This is a genomic window from Exiguobacterium sp. PHA03 (assembly GCF_041945985.1).
Classification (GTDB): Bacteria; Bacillota; Bacilli; order Exiguobacteriales; family Exiguobacteriaceae; genus Exiguobacterium_A.
On sequence record NZ_JAUTYQ010000002.1, the window covers coordinates 175,987 to 201,304 of the forward strand.

Genomic DNA, 25,318 nt, shown 5'->3' on the forward strand with positions numbered 1-25,318 from the left:
CCTATGAAAAAATGGAGTCGGCTCGTACTAGCGGGTGTCGTCAGTCTTGCCTTGATCCATGTTCCGGCAGCCAGTGAAGCTGCGACGAAAGCAAAAGCCTTTTCCAGTTGTGCAGAAATGCAAAAGACGTATAAAGGCGGTGTCGCGAAAAAAGCGGGTCTAAAGAATCGGACCGGGTATGACAAGAATGGAAAACCGATCTACAAAGCAACAAAGTACAAGGCATACGTCAGTCTTGCGACGTATAACTTAAACACGAAAAGAGACCGGGATAAAGACGGCATCGCGTGTGAACGTTAAAAAAGTAAAAGTAGTCTTTCTCGAGCGAGAGAAAGACTACTTTTTTGTAGATGTTCGTTGTTCCTTTCAATTATGTAATCCTTGGAAAATCATGATGTATGGTAGTGTTATAGCGATGAAAGACGACAAAGACGTATTGAGTAGGAAGACTACGATGCGAAAACGAGATTATCTGATTTTCTTTATTCTTTTTTTCATTCTGAATCTCATTAATTTCTTAGGAACTCTAGGTATGCAGGATATTTTATCGATTGTGGTCGTCGCTCTGATCGAAGCAGCGATAGCTGGAACGATTACGAATCTGTTCACTCGCATCTTTTTTAAGAAAAGCTGAGAAGGATTGAAGTAGCACTCCAAATCAGATCGGTACATAAAAAATAACCTGACGCTGCGGCGTCAGGTTATTTTTGCTTAGTTGAAGTTTTGCTTTAGGAATGCTGTAACTTCTTCTGGTGTTTTCGCATTTGCACTATGCAAATGTGCCAGTTTTTCATTGTTTTTGAAGACGAGTAAGCTTGGGATCCCCATGACATCGTGGTTCGATGCGATTTCAGGGAACTCATCCTTGTCGATCGTATGGATTGGTAAGTGGTCGAATTGTGACTCGACGTCCGGCATGAAGTAATCCATCCGTTTACAGTCGGGGCACCAGTCTGCTTCGAACTTGATGATGACCGGTGCATCACTTGAAATCAATTCCTTGAATGTTTCTTCACTCTTAATGAATTCTGCCATTGTGAGAACTCCTCCTCTTGGTGTTGTATCTTTAGTCTACCGATTCCCTTCAGAACTTGCACGAATTATGTTCGTCAAAGAGTCTGACAAGTCAAAAAAGTTGGTTTCTCTTTAAGATAAAGCTACCGATTTTTTTCAAAAGAGCCACATGAACCAATTAAATTCAGTTTGGTATAGGGAAACATTATTGCGTATTTATTAATTACCTAGTTCAAAACAAAATGATTTCTCTAGACCCACTCGATTTCCGACTGGTACGATGAGGTTTGCTAATCGCAGAGAAAGTGGGGGCGACGAGAATGGAACAACAAAAATACGATAATCTAAAACGCGGCGAACGCGGTGCAATGATCAGTATCGCAGCCTATATCTTGTTATCATCTTTAAAATTAATCATTGGGTATACAGCAGATTCTGCCGCACTCCGGGCGGACGGTTTGAACAACGCGACCGACATTATTGCGTCGATCGCCGTCTTGATCGGCTTACGGATTTCACAACGTCCGGCAGATGACGATCACAAATACGGACACTGGAAAAGTGAGACGATTGCCTCGCTCGTAGCTTCCTTCATCATGATGGCAGTCGGTCTTCAAGTCTTGATCGATACGATCTCGACGTTATTCGAAGGCAAGCAGGAATCGCCTGATGTTCTTGCAGCGTACGTCGGAATTGGTTCAGCTCTCGTGATGTACTTCGTCTATCGTTACAATAAGAAGTTATCCGAGGAGATTGAAAGCAAAGCCGTCATGGCGGCAGCGAAAGATAATCTATCCGATGCTTGGGTCAGTGTCGGGACGACAATCGGGATCGTCGGATCACAGTTCGGCATGCCCTGGCTCGATGTCGTGACAGCAATCATCGTCGGCTTCTTGATCTGTAAGACAGCGTGGGATATCTTTACGGAAGCGTCACATGAACTGACGGATGGCTTCGATGAGAAGAAGCTTAAAATGTATGAAGATGTCATTTTCGATCTCGAAGGTGTCAAAGGCATCAAATCAATCAAAGGACGTAATTACGGCAACAATGAAGTCGTCGATGTCGTCATTCTCGTTAACTCCACCTTGAACATCCATCAAGCGCATGATATTGCGACACGTGTTGAGGATACGCTGACGGAAGAATACGGAGTTTATGATATCCATGTTCACGTCGAACCTGAATGAATTCAAAAACGTCTTTTCTACGCTGACTGTAGAAAAGACGTTTTTTTATGGCAATAACTCGATGTGAAGAGCCAGTGCTCCGTACTGTTGCTCGGCTTCCGCTGAATAAATCGTATAAGTGGATGTTACGAGTTCATCGATCGACCAACCGACGCAGTCGATGGATTCCTGTGATACGTGTTCATACAGTGCTTGAAAATCTTGAAATGTCTCCCGTTTCGTCACCTGGACGAGTAGCGTCTCGTTCGTCTCCGTATGCGTGAACTGAATCTGATCACCGACTTGTACTTGTTGGCGTTTCAGATCATTGAGTCGAATTTCGACCGTTTTCAGCCGTTGTTCAATCGAACGAAACGGTACTTCATATAATCCCATCTCATGTCTCATCTATCTCCACTCCTTCTCTACAAAAGCATAGCAAAACTATGTGATTTTTCACATCGCCTTTTCGTTGACAACCAGGAATAATCAGCGTATTTTAATTCATATAAGTAATTGTTCCTTTTGGAACGATTTGAAATGGAACAAGGAGGCGAAACAGGATGGAGCAAACGGAAACGGTTCGTTCAACGGCGATGATGCAGTCGTTTTGGAATGTACAACGACATCTCGTTCGAGCAGCACACCAGACGGCGCAGGAAAACGGACTCAGTTTACCTCAATTTCATAGCTTGATGACGATTGCGCCACGTGGACCGATTTCGCAAAAAGCACTCGCGACACATACGCATTTACCAAAGAGCACACTGAGTCAGTCGATTGAGGGCCTCGTTCAGTCCGGTTGGGTCATTCGGGAGACGAATCCTGAAAATCGACGAGAAGTCGTCCTATCGCTTAGTGATCAGGGACAACAATTCGTGACGGAGATTCAAGAACAAGAGAAGGGGATGCAACGTCAACTCGAACAGGTCCTAAAGACGATTGATCAAGAGGTATTCGAACAGATGCTTGCGACGCATGCTCAGATTGCAGAAGGCATCGGACGTATCTTACAGCCAGAAATGAAAGGAGGATGCTCGGATGATTAAGTTACTCAAACGGTTGACGGTCTATAAATGGGCAGTACTCGCGGTGCTCGTCTTGGTTTTCGCACAATCAATGTCTGATCTCTATTTGCCGACACTGATGGCAGACATCATTGATAAAGGGGTCGTCACCGGCGATACCGCCTACATTTGGAAAATTGGTGCCGTCATGCTCGGGATTACCGGTATCGGAGCGTTAGCTGCAGTTGCCGCCAGTTATTATTCATCGAAGGCGTCGATGGGGCTCGGACGGGATATCCGTCGCCAAGTCTTTAACCATGTTGAACGATTTTCCCTGCAAGAGTTCGACCAAGTCGGAACGGCGTCATTGATTACGCGGACGACGAACGACATCACACAAGTTCAACAAGTCGTCATCATGATGTTACGGATGGTCGTCAGTGCACCAATCATGTTTATCGGTGGATTGATCATGGCCGTTTCAAAAGACGCCAAACTATCGCTCGTCATCGTCGCTGCGATGCCGGTTCTTGTGCTTTCAATCCTATTGATTTTGTGGAAAGGGGTTCCGTTGTTTGGAAAGGTCCAAAAGCGACTCGACCGACTGAACCTTGTCTTGCGGGAGAACTTGACGGGGATCCGTGTCATCCGCGCTTTTAACCGGGAACGCGATGAGCAAGTCCGGTTAACGAAAGCAAACGCCGATTTGACAGAAGTCTCGATCAAGGTCAATAAAATTATGGCGTTTTTGATGCCGGTGATGATGCTCGTCATGAACTTGACGGTCGTCGGTGTCATTTGGTTCGGGGGCATCCGGATCGATAATGGTGGTATGCAGATTGGGGACTTGATGGCGTTCATCCAGTACGTCATGCAAATCATGTTCGCTCTCGTCATGGCTTCAGTCATGTTCGTCATGATTCCGCGGGCAGCCGTCTCGGCGAAACGGATCAATGAAGTCCTCGAGATGACACCAACGATGACAGATGAGGGAACACAAACCGCTGACCGTGAAAAAGGAACGCTCGTCTTTGATCGTGTCACGTTCCGTTACCCAGGAGCTGAGACACCCGTTTTATCCGATATTAGTTTTACGGCACGACCAGGTGAAGTGACGGCTGTGATCGGTGGGACCGGTTCCGGTAAATCAACGCTCGTCAATTTGATTCCCCGTTTTTATGACGTGACGGAAGGGAGCATTCGCGTCAATGGCGTTGATAGCCAGGACGTACCGCAAGAGGAACTGCGGTCGAAAATCGGCTTCGTTCCCCAAAAGGCATTACTGTTCACGGGTACGATCGCCGAAAACATTCGCTTTGGAAAAGAGGACGCGACAGATGAAGAAGTCGCGCATGCAGCGCAAATCGCACAAGCGACCGATTTCATCGAACGGATGCCGGACGGCTACGACGCGCGGATCGAACAAGGTGGGTCAAACGTCTCTGGTGGACAAAAACAACGGTTGTCGATTGCTCGAGCACTTGTTCGTCGACCAGATCTATACGTCTTTGATGACAGTTTTTCAGCGCTCGACTTTAAAACTGATGCCGCACTTCGAAAAGCGTTACGAGAAGAAACGCGCGAAGCAACCGTCTTGATCGTCGCTCAGCGTGTCAGCACGGTCATTGATGCCGATCAAATCATCGTCCTTGATGAAGGGAAAGTCGCTGGAATCGGGACACACGATGAATTGTTTGCTGACAATGCCGTCTATCAGGAAATCGTGAAGTCACAACTATCAGAGGAGGAAATCGCATGAGTGAGAAAAAACGACCTGCCGGCGGTCCTCCGCCTGGTGGTCCCGGTGGCGGAAATATGATGATGCTCGGAGAAAAACCAAAGGATTTCAAAGCAACGTTCCGTCGTCTGCTTCGATATCTGCGTCCGCGTCGGACGGCACTCATTGGTGTTTTCCTTGCAGCCATTCTCAGTACGGTCTTCATGATTGCCGGTCCGAAAATCATGGGAACGGCAATCACAGAATTGTTTGAAGGGGCATATGCGAAGTTCCAAGGTGTGCCGGGAGCAGCGATCGATTTCACGAAAATCGGACAGATCCTGCTCTGGCTCGCCGGACTGTATGTCGTCAGTAGTCTATTCAATTACTTGCAACAGTATTTAATGTCGGGTATCGCTCAAAAAACAGTCTACGATTTACGTGAGGACGTCAATCATAAACTCGAACGCTTGCCATTAAAATACTATGATGGTCGTCCGAACGGGGAGACACTAAGCCGTGTGACGAACGACATCGATACGATTGGTAGTACGTTACAACAAAGTGTGACTTCATTCATCACCTCGATCGTGACAATCGTCGGGATTCTGATCATGATGCTGACGATTAGTCCATTGTTAACACTGATTTCACTTGTCTCGTTGCCGGTCTCGATTTTTGCGATTCGTCCGATTTTGAAACGATCCCAAAAATACTTTGCCGATCAACAACGGACACTTGGTCAGTTGAACGGACACGTCGAAGAGATGTATACCGGACACTCTGTCGTCAAGGCGTTCGGACATGAACGCAAAGCGGTCGAGCAGTTCGATGCCGTCAACGAAGAGTTGTATGAAGCAGGACGTAAAGCACAGTTCATCTCCGGGATCATCATGCCGATGATGATGTTCATCGGGAATATCAGTTACGTCCTGATCAGTATCGTCGGTGGGATTCTCGTCACGCAACGGGCCATCTCGATCGGGGATATTCAAGCGTTCATCACCTATACACGTCAGTTCACGCAACCAATCACACAGACAGCGAACATCGCGAACATCGTCCAATCGACGGTCGCAGCAGCGGAACGTGTCTTTGAATTACTCGACGAAGCAGAAGAGATTAAAGAAGTGACGACGCATCGTCTTGCGCAGGCTGAAGGAGCCGTTGCATTCGAACACGTTGATTTTGGTTACGGAAATGATCTCTTGATCGAGGATATGAACATTGATGTCGCACCGGGACAAACCGTCGCGATCGTTGGACCGACGGGTGCCGGTAAAACGACGATGATCAATCTATTGATGCGCTTTTATGAATTAAACGGCGGGACGATTCGGATTGACGGCATCGATACCCGTGAGATGTCACGCGAAGACTTACGGACGACGTTCGGTATGGTCTTACAAGATACGTGGCTCTTCAACGGTACGATTCGAGACAATCTTGCTTACGGTAAAAGTGGAGCAACCGAAGAAGAGATTATCGCGGCAGCGAAGACCGCACATGCTGATCATTTCATCCGGACATTGCCGGACGGGTATGATACTGTCTTGAATGAGGAAGCTTCGAACATCTCGCAAGGTCAGAAACAGTTGTTGACGATTGCTCGAGCCGTTCTTGCCGATCCTCCGATCATGATCCTTGATGAAGCGACTTCTAGTGTGGATACACGGACGGAGGTCTTCATCCAGCAAGCGATGCGACGGTTGATGGAAGGGCGGACGAGTTTCGTCATTGCTCACCGTCTGTCGACGATCAAAGACGCTGATTTGATTCTCGTCATGAATCAAGGGCGTGTCATCGAACAAGGTACTCATGAGGAATTACTCGAGGCAGGTGGATTTTATGCGGATCTGTACAACAGCCAATTCTCTGAAAAAGAAGTCGTATAATATAAGGCAGTGTCGTCATGTAGACGATGCTGCTTTTTTTAGAAATGATTATTACAAATGTGTATTTTCACATACCGCAGTTATCCAATTTCTTGTAGGAAAAACAAGAACCGCCACATTCTGGTACAGGTAAGGGTTTAACAAATCCTTTAGCTGGGGAAATTAAAGAAGTGTCAGAAACATATAATTTTATCTTAGGTGAAGGAGTGTGAAAGGATGAATAACATTTGGAACGGAACGTCGTTGAACTTGAACGGCATTCTCGGATCACTCGGCAACTTGCTTGGAGCGATCATCGTCTTTTTAATTGGATGGCTCATTGCTAAGCTGATTGCGAACGGGATTCAAAAAGCGTTAGAGAAATCTGGAGTCGTCAACAAGTTATCGCCTCAAAAAGAAGGGGCGCCACCAAAGAAGAAAAAGTGGACACCTGAAAAAATTATCGGGACTGTCGTCTTTTGGGTTCTCATGGTCTTCGTCCTAATCTTGGTCTTCAATATCCTTAATCTGAACATCATTGCGGGACCACTTGCGGATACGATGAGTACATTGCTCGCGGCAATCCCAAATATCCTGAAAGCAGCCCTTATTCTCCTCTTGGCATATGTCATTGCGGTCGTTCTCCGCATGATCATCGTCAAAGCAGGTACGAAGCTGATGGCGAACGACAAAGTACGTTCGAACAAGATGCTTCAAGGTCAGACAGATCTTTCAACTTATCCAAAAATCGCAGGGGAGATCGTCTTCTACCTCGTCTTGCTTCTGTTCCTACCAGGTGTACTTGGTGCGTTGAACATTGAGAGTGTCTCACAACCGTTTAGCCAATTGTTATCGTCATTCCTTGGATTCATTCCACGCTTGATTGCTGCGGCAGCCATCTTCTTCGTTGGCTTCCTCGTAGCGAAAATCGTCCGCGATATCGTGACGAATTTCCTTCATGCTGTTGGAACGGATAAATTTGCATCTCGCTTCAATCTTGGGTCAAATGATCAAAAAGATTCGAAATCACTGTCGTCGATTCTTGGAACAGTCGTTTTCATCTTGATTCTGATTCCAATCACGATTTCAGCACTTGATCAATTAAATATTAAAGGAATTACAGGACCAGCGATCAACATGTTGAACGATGTCCTCGGTATGATTCCGAATATCATTGTCGGTGTCGTTCTGATTCTTGTCGGTCTTTATGTCGGACGTTTCATCAAGAAATTCGTGACGGATCTCCTGTCACGTCTTGGATTCAACAATCTAACACGTCACTTGAAAATCGGGACGTGGGATGCGAACCAAGCGTCTACATCACCAGCTTCCATCGTTGGTGCACTCGTTGAGATCGTCATCGTCGTTCTCTTCGTCGTCGAAGCCTTCAACTTGATTGGTCTTGATTTCATGGTCGACCTCGGTCGTGCCGTCCTTGCTTTCTTGCCAAGCGTCTTGACAGCGATCATCATTCTCGCGATCGGTATCATCGTCAGCAACCTTGTCAAACGTACGATGGACAGCCTGTTCGGTAACTCTGAACTGAAAGTCCTCTCAATCGTTGCGAAGTATGCGATTCTTGCACTTGCTGTCTTCATGGCACTTGATCAATTGGGTGTTGCGGATACAATCGTCAACTCAGCCTTCATCTTGATCCTTGGAGCACTTGCGCTTGCTTTCGGTCTTGCCTTTGGTCTCGGTGGACGTGATAATGCATCGCGTTACCTCGATCGTTTGCAAAAGAAAGCAGAGAACACGGAAGTCGACACATCGAATCTTCCAAGTAAGTCTGCATCGACTTCTTCTTCACCAAGCTTGAAAGATGCAGCAAAAGGTGCTGCGTCACAAGCAGCGGATGATGTCACACCAGATCGTGCACCACGTTCAGCGCGTTCATCTTCAACAGATGAAACGACACATGGTACACCAAAAGGTGCGTTGCCAGAAAATGATTTAGCACAACAAGATGATTATCCGATTGACCCAAATGATCATAAAGGGCCAAACCTCGATCATCCTAACAATCGTCCAAACCTCGATCACCCTAATGATCGTCCGTAATGAGAGTACGCCCTTTCCTCTAACTTTAGGGGAAAGGGCGTTTTTGCGTTGATGCATCAAAGCGTTGTCGTATTTTCACAAAAGTGGTTTGACCACTTTGTGAAAAAATACAGAAAAAAAGACTTATCGAACCTGACATCGTTTGTTATGATTAGAAAGTCAATTACCTCAATGATTTGAATATTCAGAAAAAAGAGAAAAGTTCGGAGGATGAAACATGAGTTTGCTTCGCAAGAAAGATGTCAGTGTAATGATGGATATGAAACAACATTCCAAACTGGCACGTCATTTATCAGGGTTTGACCTTATTTTACTTGGAATCGGTGCCATCATCGGAACCGGAATTTTCGTTCTAACAGGAACGGGTGCTCTTTATGCTGGACCAGCTTTACCGATCTCATTCATTATTTCTGCAGTCGTCTGTGCACTCGCAGCCCTTTGTTATGCTGAATTCTCGTCGATGATTCCTGTTTCAGGTAGTGTATATACGTATACATACGCAACGATCGGGGAACTTGTCGCCTGGATCATCGGGTGGTGTTTGATCTTAGAATATGGACTCGCTTCAAGTGCCGTTGCAACTGGCTGGTCAGGGTATTTCCAGTCGCTCTTAGCAGGTTTCGGCGTCCATTTACCGACGGCTTTAACAGCTGCACCAGGAGCTGTACCGGGAAGCGAGACATTCTTTAACTTACCGGCATTCTTGATTTTAATGGTCATCACGCTCTTGCTTTCGCTTGGCATTAAAGAAACAAAACGCGTCAACAATGTCATGGTACTCGTCAAAGTTGCCGTCGTTGTTCTTTTCATCGTCGTCGGGATTTGGTATGTCGAACCAGGCAACTATAAACCATTTGCTCCGTTTGGTATGAGTGGGATCTTACAAGCGTCGGCGATTGCCTTCTTTGCGTACCTTGGGTTCGATGCGGTCACATCAGCGGCAGAAGAAGTCAAAAACCCAGGACGTAACTTACCAATCGGAATCTTGGGATCGCTTGCGATCGTTACCATTCTATACGTCGTCGTTTCGGCTATCATGGTCGGAATCGTTCCATTCAAACAGTTCGAGGGTGTCGATAGTCCCGTATCGCTTGCGTTAAAAGTCGCAGGTCAAGACTGGGTTGCTGGATTTGTTGACTTGGGTGCCATCGTTGGTATGACGACGGTCATCCTCGTCATGACATTTGGTCTTATTCGTCTCTTGTTCGCGATGAGCCGTGACGGACTTTTACCGAAAGTCTTCTCGGATGTTAATGAAAAATCACACACACCGGTCAAAGCGACATGGATTCTCGGAACAATCGCCGGTTTGATTGCTGGATTCGTGCCACTCGGTACACTTGCTGAATTGATCAACATCGGAACACTAGCAGCATTCGCGCTCATCTCAATCGCAGTCATCATTCTGCGCCGGACGCGTCCTGATTTGAAGCGTGCCTTTAAAGTTCCGTTCGTACCAGTCTTACCGATTCTATCAGTCCTCGCTTGTATCATGTTGATGGTCAACTTACAGAAATTCACATGGATTGCCTTCTTCGTTTGGACAGCAATCGGACTGCTTGTTTACTTTGGTTACGGACGTAGCCGTTCTAAAATTCAATAAGTAGGGCACCCTTGGCGACAAGGGTGTTTTTGTCTGCAGGAAATCGCAAGAAAGATAGCGAAACTGCTCAGTGGAAAAGGAGGTTTTTCGATGATTCATATTCAACGCGCGCCTGACTTAAAAACAGCATATCAAACGATGCAGGATGGATTTCAAGATTACCTGATTCCGCTGCACTTATCAGAAGCAGAGTTTCAGAAGCGAATTCTCGAGCGAGACGGAAACCAGTTGGAACATTCGTTTATTGCCTACCATGGAGAAAAACCGGTTGGTCTTTGGCTGAACGGTTGGAAGGAAATCGATGGTCAACGCATCATGCGATGTGGAGGGCTGGGCATTTCACCGCAGTATCGACGACTTGGTATTGCAAAAGCCTTGTACCAAGCGCAACTGAGCCACGCTAAGGAAATCGGAATGGATGAACTGATGCTTGAAGTCATTCAAGGGAACGATCCGGCGATTCGATTGTATCAATCGCTTCACTACAAGATTGTTGGAGAAATTGGATATTTTCATTTAACCGATGAACATCAAAAATCCGCTTTGCCAGCGATCGAAGAAACAGAGTTCTTAAAACAGTATCGTGGACAAGGAGAATACATCTGGCAACAAGATCCTCATGTCATGCAACGCTTGCAGGCGAATTATTATCAACTCGAGGAAAGTGTCGTCGCTGTAGCGGAGGCTGCTTTATTGTCGGTCGTCGGTCCAACAGAACATAAAGCAAGGCATGCGACAGAAGTCGTCCGCCATTTACCGGGAACGACCTATCATTATCAATCGACAGATGTACAAGTGTGGGAAGCATTACGTTCTGAAGGATGGATACAACGGGATTTGAAGCAATACATCATGCGTCAGTCACTATAAGAAAAACGCCGCTATCCTTCAGCGGCGTTTTTTGTAGTCTTCAATCATTCGAGCGTGAGAACCGACCAAGTGATCGGGTAAGTCGTCTAGCGAAACGAACTGAAGCTTGATGCTTTCGTCACTTTGCTTTAAAGTTCCGATCGGATGTTCACCGATATAGGCGAGAGTGACGCTTTGAAAGACGTCTCCGTTCGCTAAGGTCGTCACGTATTGCGGACCGGAGTAGACATCGAGTAACGTCAATCGTTCGACTTCCAGTCCAGTCTCTTCGAGGAGTTCCCGACGAGCGGTCTCTTCCGGTGATTCCGCCCATTCCATTAATCCACCTGGCAAACCGAAGCGAGCTTGTGCTTCGTTCCGTTGTTCCAGCAGAATGTGTTCATGTTGCACGACGAGGACAACGGAACCGACGAGAATGACCGGATCGTGACCGATTTTTCGACGTAACTGTTCGACATAATTCATTTCAATACTCCTTGGTGAAACGGACAACCCGTCACAGGCGCTGTCTGTGTTGATTTTGGAAAGAAGTTCGGTCGTTTGATTTCTGGGTCGTAATCTTTATGGAACATATGCGTCGTTGCACCACTCATCGGTGGCACGAGCCAGGACCATTCCCCGGTGACATCGCGACCGCATGCCGCTTCATTTTTTTCGAAACGAGCGAACTGTTTCGCAGCGGTATGGTGATCGACGATCGTAACACCAGCGCGTTCAAAAGATTCGAGTACGGCGACGTTCAGTTCGACGAGCGCTCGGTCTTTCCAGAGTGAACGTTCACGCGATGTGTTCAGACCGAGTTGCGTCGCGACGAGCGGCAACAGATCGTAACGATCCGTATCGGCGAGGTTACGAGCGCCGATTTCTGTTCCCATATACCAACCGTTGAACGGGGCACACGGATAAACAATACCGCCAATCTCAAGCTGCATATCAGCAATCATCGGTACGGCATACCAGCGGACTTCGCGACCATCAAACAGGTCATAGTCAGGATGTGTGATGCTGACTTCGAGCACGAGCTCGTCTGGAATCGGATGCAGACTACGTTGTCCATCGAGTTCAATCAAGAGAGGAAGGATGTCAAACGGTGTTTTTGCCCCTGTCCAGCCAAGTGCTTCACATTGTCGTGTCAGTTGGACAGAAGCCGGATCGCCGATGATTCCTGTTGCAGTCTCATAACCAGCGTAGCGAATCAGTTGGTGATTATGCAGCCGCACACGTGTCGGATGAAAAATCGTGATCGTCGAGCGAATTCGTCCTTCATTCGTCGCGAACTGGATATGCTCAAATAACGCGTCGCGGACCGCTTCGACGGTCAACGCATTCCGCGCGTCAAAGACATGAAGTTGCTCCCAAAAGAGGCGTCCCACACATCGGTTACTGTTGCGCCAAGCGAGCTTAGCACCGAACGCGAGCTCGGAAGCCGTCTGTTCATATGTTCCTGTCATTTGAATCGAACGGATGACTTCTTGCTGACGTCCGGACATTTCGGGGTATTGCTCTATATAAGAAGTAAAGAAGCGTTCTGCTTCGGATTGAATGAATGGGTCCACGAATCGAAATCCTTTCTGAAAAACAAGCACGATACAATCTCTGTTCCTAGTGTACCCCGCGAAGAAACGAAGCGCCAAACTTGAATGATGTATAAGGTTGTTATAAGTTCAAAAGACTCCCAAAAGTTTAAAGAAGTTATGAAATGGGGGATAGTGTAGAGAATGAGTTGAAAGTGAGGAAATTTGTATGTCTTTAATCAAACCTGTATTTGCCCGTTTTTTTGGTGAAGCCTTTTTTGATAAATCGGCTCAGCTCGCCTATTATCTGATGTTGTCCTTATTCCCATTCTTATTATTTGTGGTTGGGATCGTCTCGTTCTTACCGTTTACGTCGGAAAACGTGCTGGATTTGATTCGACCATTTGCTCCAGCAGAAACGTACGACTTGATTCAGCGGAACGTCGTCGGAATCTTTGATCAAGGCGGCTTTAAGCTTGCCTCGATCAGTTTCATCGCCGCTTTTTGGCTTGCTTCGATGTCGGTCCAGTCACTTGTCCGCTCGCTAAATGATGCGCTCGAAGTGACACGGAAAGCACCGTTTTGGCGCGGGCTGTTGCAAGACTTCGCCTTTACAATCGGGATGATGATCATCTTACCGATTTCATTGATTGTTCCGATTTCAGAGAAACTAACACGACGTTTCATCAATCATTTTTCAATCGTTGCTGATTTCGTAACGAACTACTCATGGATTTGGTTCTTATTCCGCTGGGGACTCGGGACATTGTTCTTACTTGTCTTTTTCATTTTATTATATCGGATCTTACCGAGTGTCCATTTGACGGTTCGTCAGGTACTTCCCGGGGCAATTTTCGCGACGATTGCTTGGCAAGTCGTTTCGGAATTCTTCTCTTACTACGCTGAATTTGGGAGTTACGACCGTCTTTACGGTCAGCTTGCCGGAATCATCGTTTTGATGACATGGTTCTATTTATCGGCTGTTGTTTTGATGTTAGGGGGACTGATGAATGCGGAACGCATGCGTCAGAAAAAAGAAGCAAAAATCATGAAGCCGCAAAAAATCAAAGAAGAAAGCGTGCGTTAATCATTTTGAACACACAAAAGCAGCTGACGATGTGTCAGCTGCTTTTTATTAAAAACATATATCTTAGTAGGATCATAGGAAGAGATAAATGAATGTGCTTCATTTAAGCACATGCTACGACAAGCCAGCATCAGCGCGTTACTGTTAAATAAAATAACATCCAATAAACGTCACGCGACGTAAGCTAAATAAAGGAGGCGAAGGGAGATGAAGAAACGAATGTGGACAGTTTTATCCGTCATTGGTCTCATCGTCGTCATGGTCGGGGGATACTTCGTGTTCCAGCAACAGCAGGCAAAATCAAGTGGTAGTAAGAAATTGAGTTATCAACCGGAAGAGACGGCAATCTTAGCTGGAGGATGCTTCTGGTGTATGGAGCCACCGTTTGAGGAGTTAAAAGGAGTTAAATCGGTCATTTCCGGTTACACGGGCGGTGATGTTAAAAATCCGACATACAATCAAGTATCGGCGGAGACGACAGGGCATCGGGAAGCGGTGTTAATCACGTTTGATCCAAACGTCATCTCATATAAACAATTACTCGATGTCTACTGGCGTCAGATTGACCCGACAGATGCAAACGGTCAGTTCGTTGACCAAGGGGAATCGTACACGACAGCGATTTTCTACACGAATGAAAAACAAAAAGAAATTGCAACGCAATCGAAACAGGATGTAGAGAAACAACAGGTTTTTGATGAAAAAATCGTCACACCATTGATTGCAGCAGGTCCTTTTTACGAAGCGGAGGCATACCATCAGGATTATTATTTAACGAATGAGAAAAAATATAAGTTTTATCGGGCAGCTTCTGGACGCGATGACTTTATCAATCGCTACTGGAACGATCAACCAAAACTTAACCTTCCAACGTATCCAAAATTATCGGAAGCGAAAATTAAAAAGAAACTAACCGCAATCCAGTACGAGGTGACACAAGAAGATGGGACAGAGCCGGCATTTGATAATCCGTATCATGACTTAAAGGCAGACGGGATTTACGTCGATCTGATTTCTGGTGAACCACTGTTTTCATCAAACGATAAATATGACTCGAAGACAGGATGGCCAAGCTTTACGAAACCACTTGAGCCGGGGAATATCATTGAGAAAAGTGATTTCTCAATCGGCATGAAACGGATGGAAGTTCGGAGCCGACATGGGAATGCACATCTCGGACACGTCTTCTCGGATGGTCCGAAACCGACCGGACTTCGGTATTGTATGAACTCGGCTGCTTTACGTTTCATTCCGAAAGAGGAATTGAAACAAGAAGGATACAGCGAATATGTAGCAGATTTTAAATAATCATTAAAAGGCATTCAATGCGTGTGAGCATTGAGTGCCTTTCCTTTCAAAATTGTAAGATACATCCATAAAATAAATATCCATTTTATCCATATACTGTTTATAATCAAGGTAAAGTACGTCCATTTTGAAGGAGGAACATCTGTGAAGAAACTGATGATTTGGGTCATGCTGAGCTGTCTGATTTTGACGCTTGGAGTAGGACCTACGACAGCAAAGGCGGAGACTGCCCTTGCTAAAGCAACGCTTTTGAAAGCAGGTCAAGAGACGACGCTTGAAACAGGAACGGAAGAAAAAAATACATATTGGTACCGCGTCAATCATGAAGCGGGTGTAGAAAAAACTGCCTCTCACTTCGAGTTATCAATCGATACGGATCAACCTGTTCAAGTAACAGCTTATCCAAGCGAAGCGATGGCTACAGAAGACGATACGTTTGATCGTTACCGGACAGAAGCAGAGCCAAATGAAAAAACACCGACAAAACTAGCTGTTCCATACGCATGGGATGGACCGTATTATGTCAAAGTAGAATATTACCCGAACATCGAAGAAGGGAAGACGACAAAAGCAGCGCACGCTAAACTAACGTATAACAACGTCAAATTGCCGGTTGAGTATGAACCGATCAATGATATCAGCTGTATGGCAGAAGAAGCGCTCAAGCAAACAAAAGAAGAAAAGCCGATGCTTGCGCTCATGCACTCAATCCAAAAGCAAGTATTGAGCCAATCGGATGCAGGCCGTGCTTTGACATCGCTTTACTACAAAGCGTCGCCTTATGTCGTCAAAACACTTTTATTTAACAAAGATAAGCGTCAACAAGCATACGAAGATTTAAAAACATTGAAACCAGCGATGGAAGCACTCGTGCGTGGAACTTCATACACGTTGACGAAAGCTGATCAACAAGCTGTCGATCGTCTTTACAAATTATCACGTGAAGCGTCACCTACTGTGATTGCTGAAGAGATTGATGGATATGCAAATAAAATGGATATCTCGAAATTAAGTGGTAGTTCGTTAAGCGAAACATTCCAGTCGATGGGTATGAGTATCCAATCAAAAGAAGCAACACGTTACATCGTCAAACTAAAACCAGGTAAGATGAACCGTTCGATGAAGATTGCGGGTGTTCAAGCAAATGATGTAGAACGTTTATCCCTTGGCAATGCAGGAGACTTCGTCATCGTGACGGAAGATCCAACTGTTAAAGGTCAATCAGCGGCAGCATTAAAACAATCACTCAATCGTTCTTCAGCCGTTGAGTACGTTGAGAAAGTTCAGACGTACCGTGCGACAAGTGATATCAACTTCGACTACCAGTGGGCCGTCAATAAAAAGACTGCTTTTGAGCAATTTGATAACGTTGGGATCGGCTTTGAAGCATTCCAACAACGTTTTGGAACGAAAAAATTAGCTCCTGTTAAGATTGCAGTCATCGATACAGGTGTTGATTATCGTTTGAAGGACTTACAAGGCAAAGTTGATATCGCAAATGAAAAGAACTACGTTTCCGTCAACGGTGACGGGAATGCAATTGATGACAACGGTCACGGGACACACGTGGCAGGCGTCATCGCAGCAACGATGAACAACGATTATGGTATCCAGGGAATCCATCAATCGGCACAAATCCTGCCGGTTAAAGTCTTGAATGCGAACGGTGAAGGGGAAACAGACGCCATCGCACTCGGGATTAAATATGCAGTTGATCATGATGCAAAAGTCATCAATATGAGTCTTGGTGGCGGTGAGAGCCGGACGATGGCTTATATGATGAAATATGCAGCAGATCATGGTGTTACGGTCGTAGCTGCTTCAGGAAATGACTACGACATGATGGTCGGTTACCCAGCGAACTCGGAATACGCGATTTCTGTCGGAGCGACGAACCCTCTCGGAATGGTCGCGGATTATTCGAACTATGGTGTTGGACTTGATGTCGTAGCGCCAGGATCAAAAGTGGCTAGTTTGATTCCAGACGGTAACACGGTGTACATGGATGGAACAAGTATGGCTTCGCCACATGTTGCCGCAGTAGCGGGTATCTTGAAATCACTAAATTCGAAACTGACACCAGCGCAAATCGAACAAATCTTGCGTAAGAGTGCAGAACCGCTTGCGTTTGAAAATCCGAATGACTGGTATGAATTTGAAGATGAGGACGAAGATGGTGAGAAAATTGAGCCTGAGTTCCCAGCTTACGTCAGTCCAGTCGCTGGCTACGGGAAAGTTAGTATTCCACGTGCGATCTCCCAGTTGAACTTGAACGGGAACGTCAATGATGTCTACGATAACCAACTAGTTGTTTCTGGAACAGTCAAGACAGGGACGAAAGTTGAAGTGTGGGCAGCTGTCGTAACAAAAGATAAGAATGGCAAAGAAACAACAACGAATAAAAAGTTAGCTGCAACAACAGCACAAGCAGGAAAATACAGCGTCAAGATTCCGCGTCAAAACCAAAAAACAGTTCTGACGGTTCGCTATGCGAATGGATTAGACGTCACATCGGAACGGACAGAAGTCCTTCCTGGAAAAGCACCAAAAGCACCAAAAGTGAAACCGGTTCTTGCCGGTGCGACAAAAATGACAGGTACAGCTCTTGCGGGTGGTACGATTACAGTCAAAGATGCGAAACAAAAGAAAATTGCAACAGCGAAAGTCGATGCAAAAGGTAAGTTCAGCGCGAAATTGCCAAAGCAAGTTGGTGGTTCAAGCTTGATCGTTACGGTGACGGATATTGCAAAACGAACAAGTAAACCGACGATCGTAAAAGTCTTACCAGCACCAAAGGCACCAAAAGTGAAATCGGTCTATGCCGGTCAAACGAAAGTAACCGGAACAGCTGAAAAGAAATTGAGTGTCTACGTAAAAGATGCGAAGAAAAAAGTCATCGGAAAAGGAACGGTTTCTTCAAAAGGAAACTATTCCGTCAAAATTCCGAAGCAAAAAGCAAAAGTGAAACTGTCGGTTTACGTTAAGAATACACGCGGACAAGTGAGTCCTGTAACGTCTGTGACAGTGAAAAAAGCGAAAAAATAAGAGTATGAAAAGACCTTTTTTCGGGTACATTCCGAGAAAAGGTCTTTTTTTGTACATCTTAGCTGTTGCTTCGAAAGCGTTTCTATTATATTAAAAGAAACAAATGAAAAAGCATCATTCAATGAATGATGAGGAGGATACATTCATGATGAATTGGATTCGGCGACGAATCGGTCGGCAGTTGCTGACGGTTTTTTATGCGGTACTGATCGTAGTATCGATTACTTCGTTCTTTGTCTATGACTACATGGAAGGGCGAATTGAAACGTCTAAACAAAATTTAGAAACGATCAGTGAACAAAATCGCCGAGCCAACGATTTATGGGACAATTGGCAAACGGTTCAGTTCGGTTTACGAGGGTTTGTCATCTTTGGAGACCAGGATCGGTTTGACGAGGTTCAAGCACTTCGAACAGATATTAAAAGTGAGACCGATTGGTTCATGCGAAACGCAAAAACGGATGAAGAAGAAGAATTCGCGGCACAAATGACGAATTTATATGAACTTTACTATGACGCTTTATTTCCGCTGACCCAGTCTTACGTCAATGAAAAAAAGGCGAATCGAATCAACGAGGATTTTTTACAAGGTGACAGTCTATTTTCCTTACCAATCGCGAAACGTCTCGTAGAACAAGGACGATTAAAGCCAACCGCAGACGGTTCAATCGATATTACACCAGATATTGATAAAGCATCTGCAGCGCTTGACGAATACCGGACGAATTTAAGTCAACAGCAAGAAACCGCTGTCGGGGAATTGCGGAGTGAAGTTGCAAAATCACAATGGATTTGGATCTCAAGTATCGTTGTGCTCGTCGCATTCATTCTCTTATTCGTTCACCCGTTCCTTCGCCGGATGACGCGGCAGTTGTTACGATTAGTAGACGATAATCAAAAACTTGCTCGCAAGGAACCAATTGAAATCGATAAGACGACAGAAAAACGTCCAGACGAAATCGGATTATTACGTGCTTCCTTTAATCGGATGGTCGTGACGACGAATGCTCATACGGATGCGATGCAAGGTAAAAATGAAGAATTGCAAGCGCAAAGTGAGGAATTGCTCGCGCAACAAGAAGAACTGCAGGCGCAACAAGAGGAACTCGAAGAAGCGTATCAAACGACGAAAAAGAATGAGGAAAAGTTGCGATTACGTAGTGAACTAACAGAGGCACTTGCCGTTCGCGAAACTGTCGAATCGTATCCAGCAATCGTTCAAAAGATGATCGATATCACTTCTTCAGAGTACGGTGCTCTATTGCTTTATGAAGAAGGGCAGTTTATGGGTGCAACCACAAACGGCATGACGATGGACTATTTAAAAGATCTCCTGAAAGATGAGATGTCCGTCATCAATCGATCTGTTCGCAAGATGGAATTCGTTCAATCGGAGAAGCGCGTTACACGTGAAAAAGAGCATCCGTATTCCTTTAGTACGTATGAGGTGACGATTCCGGTTCAAGATCCAGAAACGCATGAATTGATTGCTGCCATCTATCTCGTTCGCTACAAATCTGCATATAAAGGACAACAGCTGACGGATATTCGCGAGTTTGCGCAGCAAATGACGCTTTCACTTCTACGGACGCGTTCTTATGAAGGGATGCGTCAGGAAAAAGAAAAGACAGAGCAAGTGTTGGACTCAATTCGAGAAGCGATCATTTATCTCGAGGATGGAAATGGAGAGTTATACGTCAACCGTCCATTGTTTGACTTGATTCCAGAACTTCAAACGGAATTCACAGTAGATCGGACGTTACCTTCGAGTGAGTACGTCATTGATGTGATGCGTCAGTTGGTGGATGATGTTGAAGCCTTTAATACGTATCTGGATTTAATTCGTTCCGGTAAGATTTCACCGGACAAAGTCCGATTTGATGTTCGAAACAATACGGCGCATCTAGAAGTTTACGCGGAACGCATTGATGTCGTCGGGGGATGGAAGGGAATCATTCTCGTCTTACGGGATATTACCCGGGAAACAGAAGCCGATCGTCTAAAAACAGAACTTGTCTCGACTGTGTCACATGAATTGCGAACGCCGCTCTCATCGATTTACGGTTTTACAGAGTTGATGCTAAATCGAAAGATCGATGACTCAAAACAGCAGAAGTATCTAGCGACGATCCATAATGAGACAGAACGATTATCGAACCTCGTCACGGACTTCTTAGACGTTCAACGGATGCAGTCGGGTGGACAGTTGTACCAAATGGCACATCTTGATTTGCTCAGCCTAACTGAACAAGTGATGTCCCTGTATGACGCTTCAAGTGAACGACACGATCTTCATTTGCAATTGCTCAGTCCGGACCGTCCGTTCATCTTAGGAGATGAGGACCGAATCAAACAGCTGATGAGCAACTTGATCAATAATGCAATCAAGTATTCTCCGGATGGTGGACGTGTGGATGTCTGGATTGATACGAAAGACGATCAAGCCATCATTGAAGTGAAGGATGAAGGAATTGGGATTCCACGCCACGCATTTACTCATTTATTTGATAAATTCTATCGTGTCGATAATTCCGATACACGTCGAATCGGTGGAACGGGACTCGGCTTATCAATTTGTAAGGAAATCGTCAAAGAACATGAAGGCGTCATCCACGTCGAATCTGAAGTCGGAAAAGGCAGTCGCTTCATCATCGTCTTACCGCTCAGTTTAAGTGAATCGATCGATTCGACAGAAGAGAATCGACGTTCTAGTTAAAGAAAACATGATGTATTTCTGTTAAACCGTGTTCAAACCGCTTAGGTGTGAACACGGTTTTTGCTTACGTTTAAAAAGAGTAATCTTGTCAAAAATATTTTTAATAAAATAAAAAAAGAGTGAATAAACAGCAATCGTGAACCGATATACCTATAGGACAAACGAACTATGGTTAAAAAAGGAAAGGGGGGATTCGTTATGTATCAGAAATGGTTGGGAGTCGTCATCGGTTGGTTACTCTTTCATATCGGCTGGGTGACGTGCGTTGGAACGGATACATTTATCGGACAAGTCGTCAACAGTCTGTTCACGATCGGTGGTGTGATGATCTCCCTCTATTTGATTTGGCAGGCACAACGACGTCAGACAAGACGCCCTTTTACCTATCGTTTATTTCTTCTTTTATTGTTCGCTAACGCCATGCTTGGATTAGGCGAATGTGGACAGCTTCTATATTTTCTACAAGGACGAACGCGAACGGAACCGTTTGACTGGATCGACTTGATCTTCAGTCTTCAAATCTTGATTTATTTGATCGCTTTTGGCTATTTTCTTCGCAATCGACGACGCGAGGTCAACTTGCGTGTTTTTTTATTCGATGAGTTCATCATTCTAGTCGTTGCAGGGTCGCTCTCATGGCACTATTTAGTGACACCGTATTTAGAAGCGAATACGCTGCTGACGATCGAAACGATTTTATGGCTCCGTTATCCGATCGGCGATTTATTATTACTCGGTGGAATGATTGTCTTGTTTTTTGGTTTGATGAAGCGTGGCAATGGTGGCTCGTTGTTATTAATTTTACTCGCTTTTCATTTTCAGTTACTTGCCGACCTTCTATACGTCGTGCTAGAACGATTTGATTACCCCATCCCTTCGAGTTGGCTCGATCCGTTATGGTTAGCGACTGTCATGATCGTCGGATTAGCAGCTTATCGTTTTGATGCTGAGGAATCATTCGTCAGCTTTGATGTCGCTCGGAAATGGATCGATGTCTTGCGTTTGATTACGCCATACGTATTCTTGTTAATTCTATTCGTGACGATGGCACGGCAAACAATCAGTTGGAATGGTTTGACGATTGGTCTGATGATTGCGATTCCGTTATTAATTTCCCGTCAAATTCGGATCGTCGTTGATAATCAACGACTGCGTGAAAACCTTGAGGCGAAGGTAGAGGAACGAACGGAAGCACTAGCATCTGCCATGGAAGAGATGCGGCACATGGCGTATCACGATGCTTTAACAGGGTTACCGAATCGGTATCTGTTTGCACGATTGTTTCAAGATGCCTTGTACCGAGCGGAAGTGAGTGAAGGGCAAGTCGGATTATTCTTTATCGATATCGATCACTTCAAAGAGATTAATGATACGTACGGACATCGTGTCGGAGATCAGCTCATCATCGACGTCACGGCACGCTTACAAAAGAAACTACCGCCTAATACGGTCATTTCGAGACAGGGTGGGGATGAATTCATCGTCTTATTATTTGACGTTGAACAAGAATCAGAAGTCGTGCAGTGTGGAGAACACCTGGTTTCCTTGTTTCGACAGCCGTTTCATCATGGCATCATTCCACTTCCTGTGACGGCAAGTATTGGGGGCGCGATTTATCCTACACATGCAGCCTCTCGATCGGACTTGATCGAGCAGGCAGATCTTGCAATGTATGAAGCAAAACGTCGGGGGAAAAATCAATTTTGTATGCATGATTCGACGGTAACGAAGGTATAAATAAAATCATGTACTAAAACACGCTCGTATACTGATCCAAACGGACCAGTCATACGAACGTGTTTTTTGATGTATATCATTTCTTTTGCGAACGGGCTAAGAACGTTTCAATAACGTCCGGCTTGGTCACTGCTTGATTACAAGCATCACTATCGATACACATATAATGACCAATCGTTTGATGCTGTTCAGTCGAACGGCGTGTCGTGACAGTTACGAGTGTAATATCACTATACGTATGACAAATCGCACAAATCCCTTTTTGAATCGATGGTAGATAGGTACCTTCTACGCCAATCCATTCACCATTCAAGGGATAGACGAAATATTTTTTCCGATTTCCGGTATCGTTCCAGCTTAAAAACGTCGTGTGTGTCCACTCAAAGGAGTGAAGTGGCGGAACGTGTAGCTTTTTCGTTTTTTTAAAGAGCTGTCGGATTCGTGATTCAGAGATGGTCGGAAATGGTTGGACGAACGGCTCCACACGTGTCAAATACATGAGAAGATCCTGTTCGGATTCAGCGTCACGAATGTTCGTCAACAAGATTTCCTGTTCCGGTGTAAGTACTGGCAATAGATCAAATATCTTTTCAGCGGCACTGTACCGAACAGCATCACGAACATCGGGGTCATGAACGGCTGCGAATTGATGTTGCAGCAGCTCGACTTGATTCCGAATGAAATTGTATTGATGGGGTAGTAAAAATGCGTCCATTCTCGTTCCTCCTTTTCCTTTCATCGTACCGGAATTTGGCAACAGAACAAAGCGACATTTTAGTTTTTCGGACTCCTACAGCGGGAATTAAATAACAGACTGAACGAGGAGGTGAAAAGGGACGTGCAGTATTTAACATTTTTACGCTTGATGAATGTAGGAGCATTCCTCTTTGCAATGCTAGCACGCGTCGTTTGGCAACAGCCGATGACCATTCTTAAGTTACCTCTTGTTCCTGCACCATTCTTTGACGCCATTGCCGGTGTTGTGTTTACGACATTATTGATTTGGTGTATTCGACCGGTACGTGCCTTCCCTGCGGATCGAGAACTGATTGAAGATATCGGAGGGTGGCTTGCATTATCACTCGTGACGCTTGGAATCAGTAGTATGAGTGGCCCCCCTTGGGAACTCGTCTCGACGACGATTTCTTTCATCAGCCTTTGCTTAGTCTATATGAAAATTCAACACCATCCCCGGCGTTCGCCGTGGATGCGCTCTCCAGTTTCAGTGTTGCTTGCCTGGATCAGTACGATGCTATTGATTTTACCATTTCGGATCTTATCGGATTTTCAGTTCACTTCTCTATTCAGTCTTTCCGAACGCCAATGGAGCACGAGTGCGCTCGCACTAGCTGTTATCGGTGGACTCCTGTTCATCGCAATCCATTCAGATTGGGTATTTGGTCTCGCACTCATCTGGTATTTAGCTGGGCTATTGTTTAACGAACGTCTCATTCTCTTGCAACAGATTGTAGCGGGAATTGGCATAATGTGTGTTTTACTCCTATGTTATTACGTCTTTCAGAAACGTCAACGTCTTTTTCGACAGCATTCACCTAAGTCTTCTTCGTCCTAGTTATGTTTTAGGTGAATTTGGGGTATATCCCATATAGCTGTTATAAAAGGGGGAGGCGTGCATCATGGGGAAAAAACAATGGATTGGTGTCTATCAGAATGAAACGGATTTAATTCGTAAGATCGAGGATTTACATTTTGCAGGTTATCTAGAAGAGGATCTATATATCGTGTTGCAAGACAAGACCGATATGGCGATGTTACGTGGGCAATCGGCGGCGCAACTCGTCTCTGGAAAACGGACGCTGTTTGAGCGGTTTACAGGCAAACCAGCTTCGGCTGAGGAAATTCAAACTGCTTTTACGGAACTCGGATTGCCGGAGGCAGATATTCGGCAACACGTCTTACGTGTCCAGCAAGGCGATTATGTCCTGTTGGCAGACGAAGCAGGGGCTTCTCGTCCTGCGCCGGAACCAAAAAGTATTCTGGAAACAGAGCCAGAGGGAATCGAAGCGGAACGAAAACTTGATCACGAAAACCGTGCCCTTGAAAATGAAAATGATCGGATGTTGTAAGAGAGTCGTGTGGAAAGGATGAATCTTGATGGAGAGCCAATATCATACGATTTTGGTAGCAGTCGACGGATCAGAGACAGCAGATTTAGCATTTGAGAAGGCAGTGAAATTTGCCAAACTTGATCATGCTAAACTCGTCATCGCCCATGTCATCGATATTCAGACGTTTGCTAACGTACGTGCCAATAAACGTTTCATTGATCAAAACGTTACCGAATATGCACAAGAATTGCTCGATCGTTACGAAAAGCGGGCACGAGAAGCAGGTGTCGAGACAGTTGAGCTGATCATCGAAAATGGCTCTCCGAAAACACTGATTCCAAAGGTCATCGCACCACGCGTTGGTGCGGGTCTGATCGTCTGCGGAGCAGTCGGGATGAATGCGATGGAACGAATCATGATTGGGAGTGTTTCTGAAAACATTTCCCGTTATGCAAAATGCGATATCTATATCGTCCGTCCGAAAACCTTGAAGTGACATAAAACAGCACACATCGGCTGATGTGTGC

Annotated in this window: 22 protein-coding genes; 17 read left to right on the plus strand and 5 right to left on the minus strand. The window is 45.3% G+C overall.

Annotation, left to right across the window (positions count from 1 at the left end; genetic code table 11):
- Positions 1–3: 3 nt before the first annotated feature.
- The gene (locus Q7C19_RS12055; RefSeq protein ID WP_294744539.1) at positions 4–300 is read left to right on the plus strand and encodes an excalibur calcium-binding domain-containing protein; all 297 of its coding nucleotides are present in this window, start codon (positions 4–6) and stop codon (positions 298–300) included.
- Positions 290–634, plus strand: coding sequence for a hypothetical protein (locus Q7C19_RS12060; protein ID WP_375092225.1), 345 nt, complete (start codon positions 290–292; stop codon positions 632–634). Before Q7C19_RS12055 ends, Q7C19_RS12060 begins: the two co-directional genes overlap by 11 nt.
- A 77-nt stretch (positions 635–711) precedes the next feature.
- Here Q7C19_RS12060 and Q7C19_RS12065 read toward each other — a convergent pair whose 3' ends face one another.
- On the minus strand, positions 712–1,035 hold the full coding sequence (locus tag Q7C19_RS12065; protein ID WP_023466923.1) for a thioredoxin family protein: 324 nt from the start codon (positions 1,033–1,035) through the stop codon (positions 712–714).
- A gap of 299 nt (positions 1,036–1,334) precedes the next feature.
- On the opposite strand from Q7C19_RS12065, the gene Q7C19_RS12070 reads away from it, so the two are divergent.
- Positions 1,335–2,204, plus strand: coding sequence for a cation diffusion facilitator family transporter (locus tag Q7C19_RS12070; RefSeq protein ID WP_053452503.1), 870 nt, complete (start codon positions 1,335–1,337; stop codon positions 2,202–2,204).
- Between the two features lie 45 nt (positions 2,205–2,249).
- On the opposite strand, the gene Q7C19_RS12075 is transcribed toward Q7C19_RS12070, so the two are convergent.
- Complete coding sequence (locus Q7C19_RS12075) at positions 2,250–2,591, minus strand: ASCH domain-containing protein (RefSeq protein WP_375092226.1); 342 nt, start codon at positions 2,589–2,591, stop codon at positions 2,250–2,252.
- A 155-nt stretch (positions 2,592–2,746) separates the two neighbouring features.
- Here Q7C19_RS12075 and Q7C19_RS12080 point away from each other — a divergent pair, with 155 nt between their 5' ends.
- From Q7C19_RS12080 to Q7C19_RS12105, 6 genes are all read left to right on the plus strand, one after another.
- Positions 2,747–3,232, plus strand: a complete 486-nt coding sequence (locus Q7C19_RS12080) for a MarR family winged helix-turn-helix transcriptional regulator (RefSeq protein WP_329469956.1) — start codon at positions 2,747–2,749, stop codon at positions 3,230–3,232.
- Positions 3,225–4,949 (plus strand): ABC transporter ATP-binding protein, encoded by a 1,725-nt coding sequence (locus Q7C19_RS12085; RefSeq protein WP_375092227.1) that lies wholly within the window; start codon positions 3,225–3,227, stop codon positions 4,947–4,949. The genes Q7C19_RS12080 and Q7C19_RS12085 overlap by 8 nt, the downstream gene beginning before the upstream one ends.
- The gene (locus tag Q7C19_RS12090; RefSeq protein WP_375092228.1) at positions 4,946–6,802 is read left to right on the plus strand and encodes an ABC transporter ATP-binding protein; all 1,857 of its coding nucleotides are present in this window, start codon (positions 4,946–4,948) and stop codon (positions 6,800–6,802) included. Before Q7C19_RS12085 ends, Q7C19_RS12090 begins: the two co-directional genes overlap by 4 nt.
- Before the next feature lie 216 nt (positions 6,803–7,018).
- Complete coding sequence (locus tag Q7C19_RS12095; protein WP_056063872.1) at positions 7,019–8,842, plus strand: mechanosensitive ion channel; 1,824 nt, start codon at positions 7,019–7,021, stop codon at positions 8,840–8,842.
- A 217-nt stretch (positions 8,843–9,059) separates the two neighbouring features.
- Positions 9,060–10,445: a branched-chain amino acid transporter BcaP gene (bcaP, locus tag Q7C19_RS12100; RefSeq protein WP_375092229.1), complete on the plus strand. Its 1,386-nt coding sequence runs from the start codon at positions 9,060–9,062 to the stop codon at positions 10,443–10,445.
- A gap of 90 nt (positions 10,446–10,535) precedes the next feature.
- Positions 10,536–11,315: a GNAT family N-acetyltransferase gene (locus Q7C19_RS12105; protein WP_313489691.1), complete on the plus strand. Its 780-nt coding sequence runs from the start codon at positions 10,536–10,538 to the stop codon at positions 11,313–11,315.
- Between the two features lie 18 nt (positions 11,316–11,333).
- Here the strand turns inward: Q7C19_RS12105 and Q7C19_RS12110 are convergent, their stop codons facing one another.
- Both Q7C19_RS12110 and Q7C19_RS12115 read right to left on the minus strand, forming a co-directional pair.
- Positions 11,334–11,780: an NUDIX hydrolase gene (locus tag Q7C19_RS12110; protein WP_035411156.1), complete on the minus strand. Its 447-nt coding sequence runs from the start codon at positions 11,778–11,780 to the stop codon at positions 11,334–11,336.
- Positions 11,777–12,871 carry a nitric oxide synthase oxygenase gene (locus Q7C19_RS12115; RefSeq protein WP_375092230.1) on the minus strand — a complete coding sequence of 365 codons (1,095 nt, stop codon included), beginning with the start codon at positions 12,869–12,871 and terminating at the stop codon, positions 11,777–11,779. Before Q7C19_RS12115 ends, Q7C19_RS12110 begins: the two co-directional genes overlap by 4 nt.
- 187 nt (positions 12,872–13,058) lie before the next feature.
- Here Q7C19_RS12115 and Q7C19_RS12120 point away from each other — a divergent pair, with 187 nt between their 5' ends.
- The 5 genes from Q7C19_RS12120 (at position 13,059) to Q7C19_RS12140 (ending at position 22,722) form a co-directional block, all read left to right on the plus strand.
- A complete protein-coding gene (locus Q7C19_RS12120; RefSeq protein ID WP_035411153.1) occupies positions 13,059–13,916 on the plus strand; it encodes a YihY/virulence factor BrkB family protein in 858 nt (285 codons plus the stop codon).
- 207 nt (positions 13,917–14,123) lie between these two features.
- Positions 14,124–15,224, plus strand: a complete 1,101-nt coding sequence (gene msrB / locus Q7C19_RS12125; protein ID WP_375092231.1) for a peptide-methionine (R)-S-oxide reductase MsrB — start codon at positions 14,124–14,126, stop codon at positions 15,222–15,224.
- A 144-nt stretch (positions 15,225–15,368) separates the two neighbouring features.
- Positions 15,369–18,269, plus strand: coding sequence for a S8 family peptidase (locus tag Q7C19_RS12130; protein WP_375092232.1), 2,901 nt, complete (start codon positions 15,369–15,371; stop codon positions 18,267–18,269).
- Positions 18,270–18,414: 145 nt separating this feature from the next.
- The gene (locus Q7C19_RS12135) at positions 18,415–20,985 is read left to right on the plus strand and encodes a HAMP domain-containing sensor histidine kinase (RefSeq protein ID WP_290748058.1); all 2,571 of its coding nucleotides are present in this window, start codon (positions 18,415–18,417) and stop codon (positions 20,983–20,985) included.
- Positions 20,986–21,183: 198 nt separating this feature from the next.
- The gene (locus Q7C19_RS12140; RefSeq protein WP_375092233.1) at positions 21,184–22,722 is read left to right on the plus strand and encodes a diguanylate cyclase domain-containing protein; all 1,539 of its coding nucleotides are present in this window, start codon (positions 21,184–21,186) and stop codon (positions 22,720–22,722) included.
- A 76-nt stretch (positions 22,723–22,798) separates the two neighbouring features.
- Here Q7C19_RS12140 and Q7C19_RS12145 read toward each other — a convergent pair whose 3' ends face one another.
- Positions 22,799–23,437 (minus strand): FusB/FusC family EF-G-binding protein, encoded by a 639-nt coding sequence (locus Q7C19_RS12145; RefSeq protein ID WP_035411141.1) that lies wholly within the window; start codon positions 23,435–23,437, stop codon positions 22,799–22,801.
- Between the two features lie 123 nt (positions 23,438–23,560).
- Here Q7C19_RS12145 and Q7C19_RS12150 point away from each other — a divergent pair, with 123 nt between their 5' ends.
- From Q7C19_RS12150 to Q7C19_RS12160, 3 genes are all read left to right on the plus strand, one after another.
- Entirely contained in the window at positions 23,561–24,295 is a 735-nt protein-coding gene (locus Q7C19_RS12150) for a hypothetical protein (protein WP_035411138.1), read from the plus strand.
- A 64-nt stretch (positions 24,296–24,359) separates the two neighbouring features.
- On the plus strand, positions 24,360–24,809 hold the full coding sequence (locus Q7C19_RS12155) for a general stress protein (RefSeq protein WP_035411135.1): 450 nt from the start codon (positions 24,360–24,362) through the stop codon (positions 24,807–24,809).
- A 28-nt stretch (positions 24,810–24,837) separates the two neighbouring features.
- A complete protein-coding gene (locus Q7C19_RS12160) occupies positions 24,838–25,287 on the plus strand; it encodes a universal stress protein (protein WP_056063846.1) in 450 nt (149 codons plus the stop codon).
- The last annotated feature ends 31 nt before the right edge of the window (positions 25,288–25,318 follow it).

Bases quoted from the DNA above. Each gene is read 5' to 3' on its own strand.
- Q7C19_RS12055 (WP_294744539.1), top strand. From the start codon at position 4: ATGAAAAAATGGAGTCGGCTCGTACTAGCGGGTGTCGTCAGTCTTGCC.
- Q7C19_RS12065 (WP_023466923.1), bottom strand. From the start codon at position 1,035: ATGGCAGAATTCATTAAGAGTGAAGAAACATTCAAGGAATTGATTTCA.
- Q7C19_RS12070 (WP_053452503.1), top strand. From the start codon at position 1,335: ATGGAACAACAAAAATACGATAATCTAAAACGCGGCGAACGCGGTGCA.
- Q7C19_RS12075 (WP_375092226.1), bottom strand. From the start codon at position 2,591: ATGAGACATGAGATGGGATTATATGAAGTACCGTTTCGTTCGATTGAA.
- Q7C19_RS12080 (WP_329469956.1), top strand. From the start codon at position 2,747: ATGGAGCAAACGGAAACGGTTCGTTCAACGGCGATGATGCAGTCGTTT.
- Q7C19_RS12085 (WP_375092227.1), top strand. From the start codon at position 3,225: ATGATTAAGTTACTCAAACGGTTGACGGTCTATAAATGGGCAGTACTC.
- Q7C19_RS12090 (WP_375092228.1), top strand. From the start codon at position 4,946: ATGAGTGAGAAAAAACGACCTGCCGGCGGTCCTCCGCCTGGTGGTCCC.
- Q7C19_RS12095 (WP_056063872.1), top strand. From the start codon at position 7,019: ATGAATAACATTTGGAACGGAACGTCGTTGAACTTGAACGGCATTCTC.
- bcaP (WP_375092229.1), top strand. From the start codon at position 9,060: ATGAGTTTGCTTCGCAAGAAAGATGTCAGTGTAATGATGGATATGAAA.
- Q7C19_RS12105 (WP_313489691.1), top strand. From the start codon at position 10,536: ATGATTCATATTCAACGCGCGCCTGACTTAAAAACAGCATATCAAACG.
- Q7C19_RS12110 (WP_035411156.1), bottom strand. From the start codon at position 11,780: ATGAATTATGTCGAACAGTTACGTCGAAAAATCGGTCACGATCCGGTC.
- Q7C19_RS12120 (WP_035411153.1), top strand. From the start codon at position 13,059: ATGTCTTTAATCAAACCTGTATTTGCCCGTTTTTTTGGTGAAGCCTTT.
- msrB (WP_375092231.1), top strand. From the start codon at position 14,124: ATGAAGAAACGAATGTGGACAGTTTTATCCGTCATTGGTCTCATCGTC.
- Q7C19_RS12135 (WP_290748058.1), top strand. From the start codon at position 18,415: ATGATGAATTGGATTCGGCGACGAATCGGTCGGCAGTTGCTGACGGTT.
- Q7C19_RS12140 (WP_375092233.1), top strand. From the start codon at position 21,184: ATGTATCAGAAATGGTTGGGAGTCGTCATCGGTTGGTTACTCTTTCAT.
- Q7C19_RS12145 (WP_035411141.1), bottom strand. From the start codon at position 23,437: ATGGACGCATTTTTACTACCCCATCAATACAATTTCATTCGGAATCAA.
- Q7C19_RS12155 (WP_035411135.1), top strand. From the start codon at position 24,360: ATGGGGAAAAAACAATGGATTGGTGTCTATCAGAATGAAACGGATTTA.
- Q7C19_RS12160 (WP_056063846.1), top strand. From the start codon at position 24,838: ATGGAGAGCCAATATCATACGATTTTGGTAGCAGTCGACGGATCAGAG.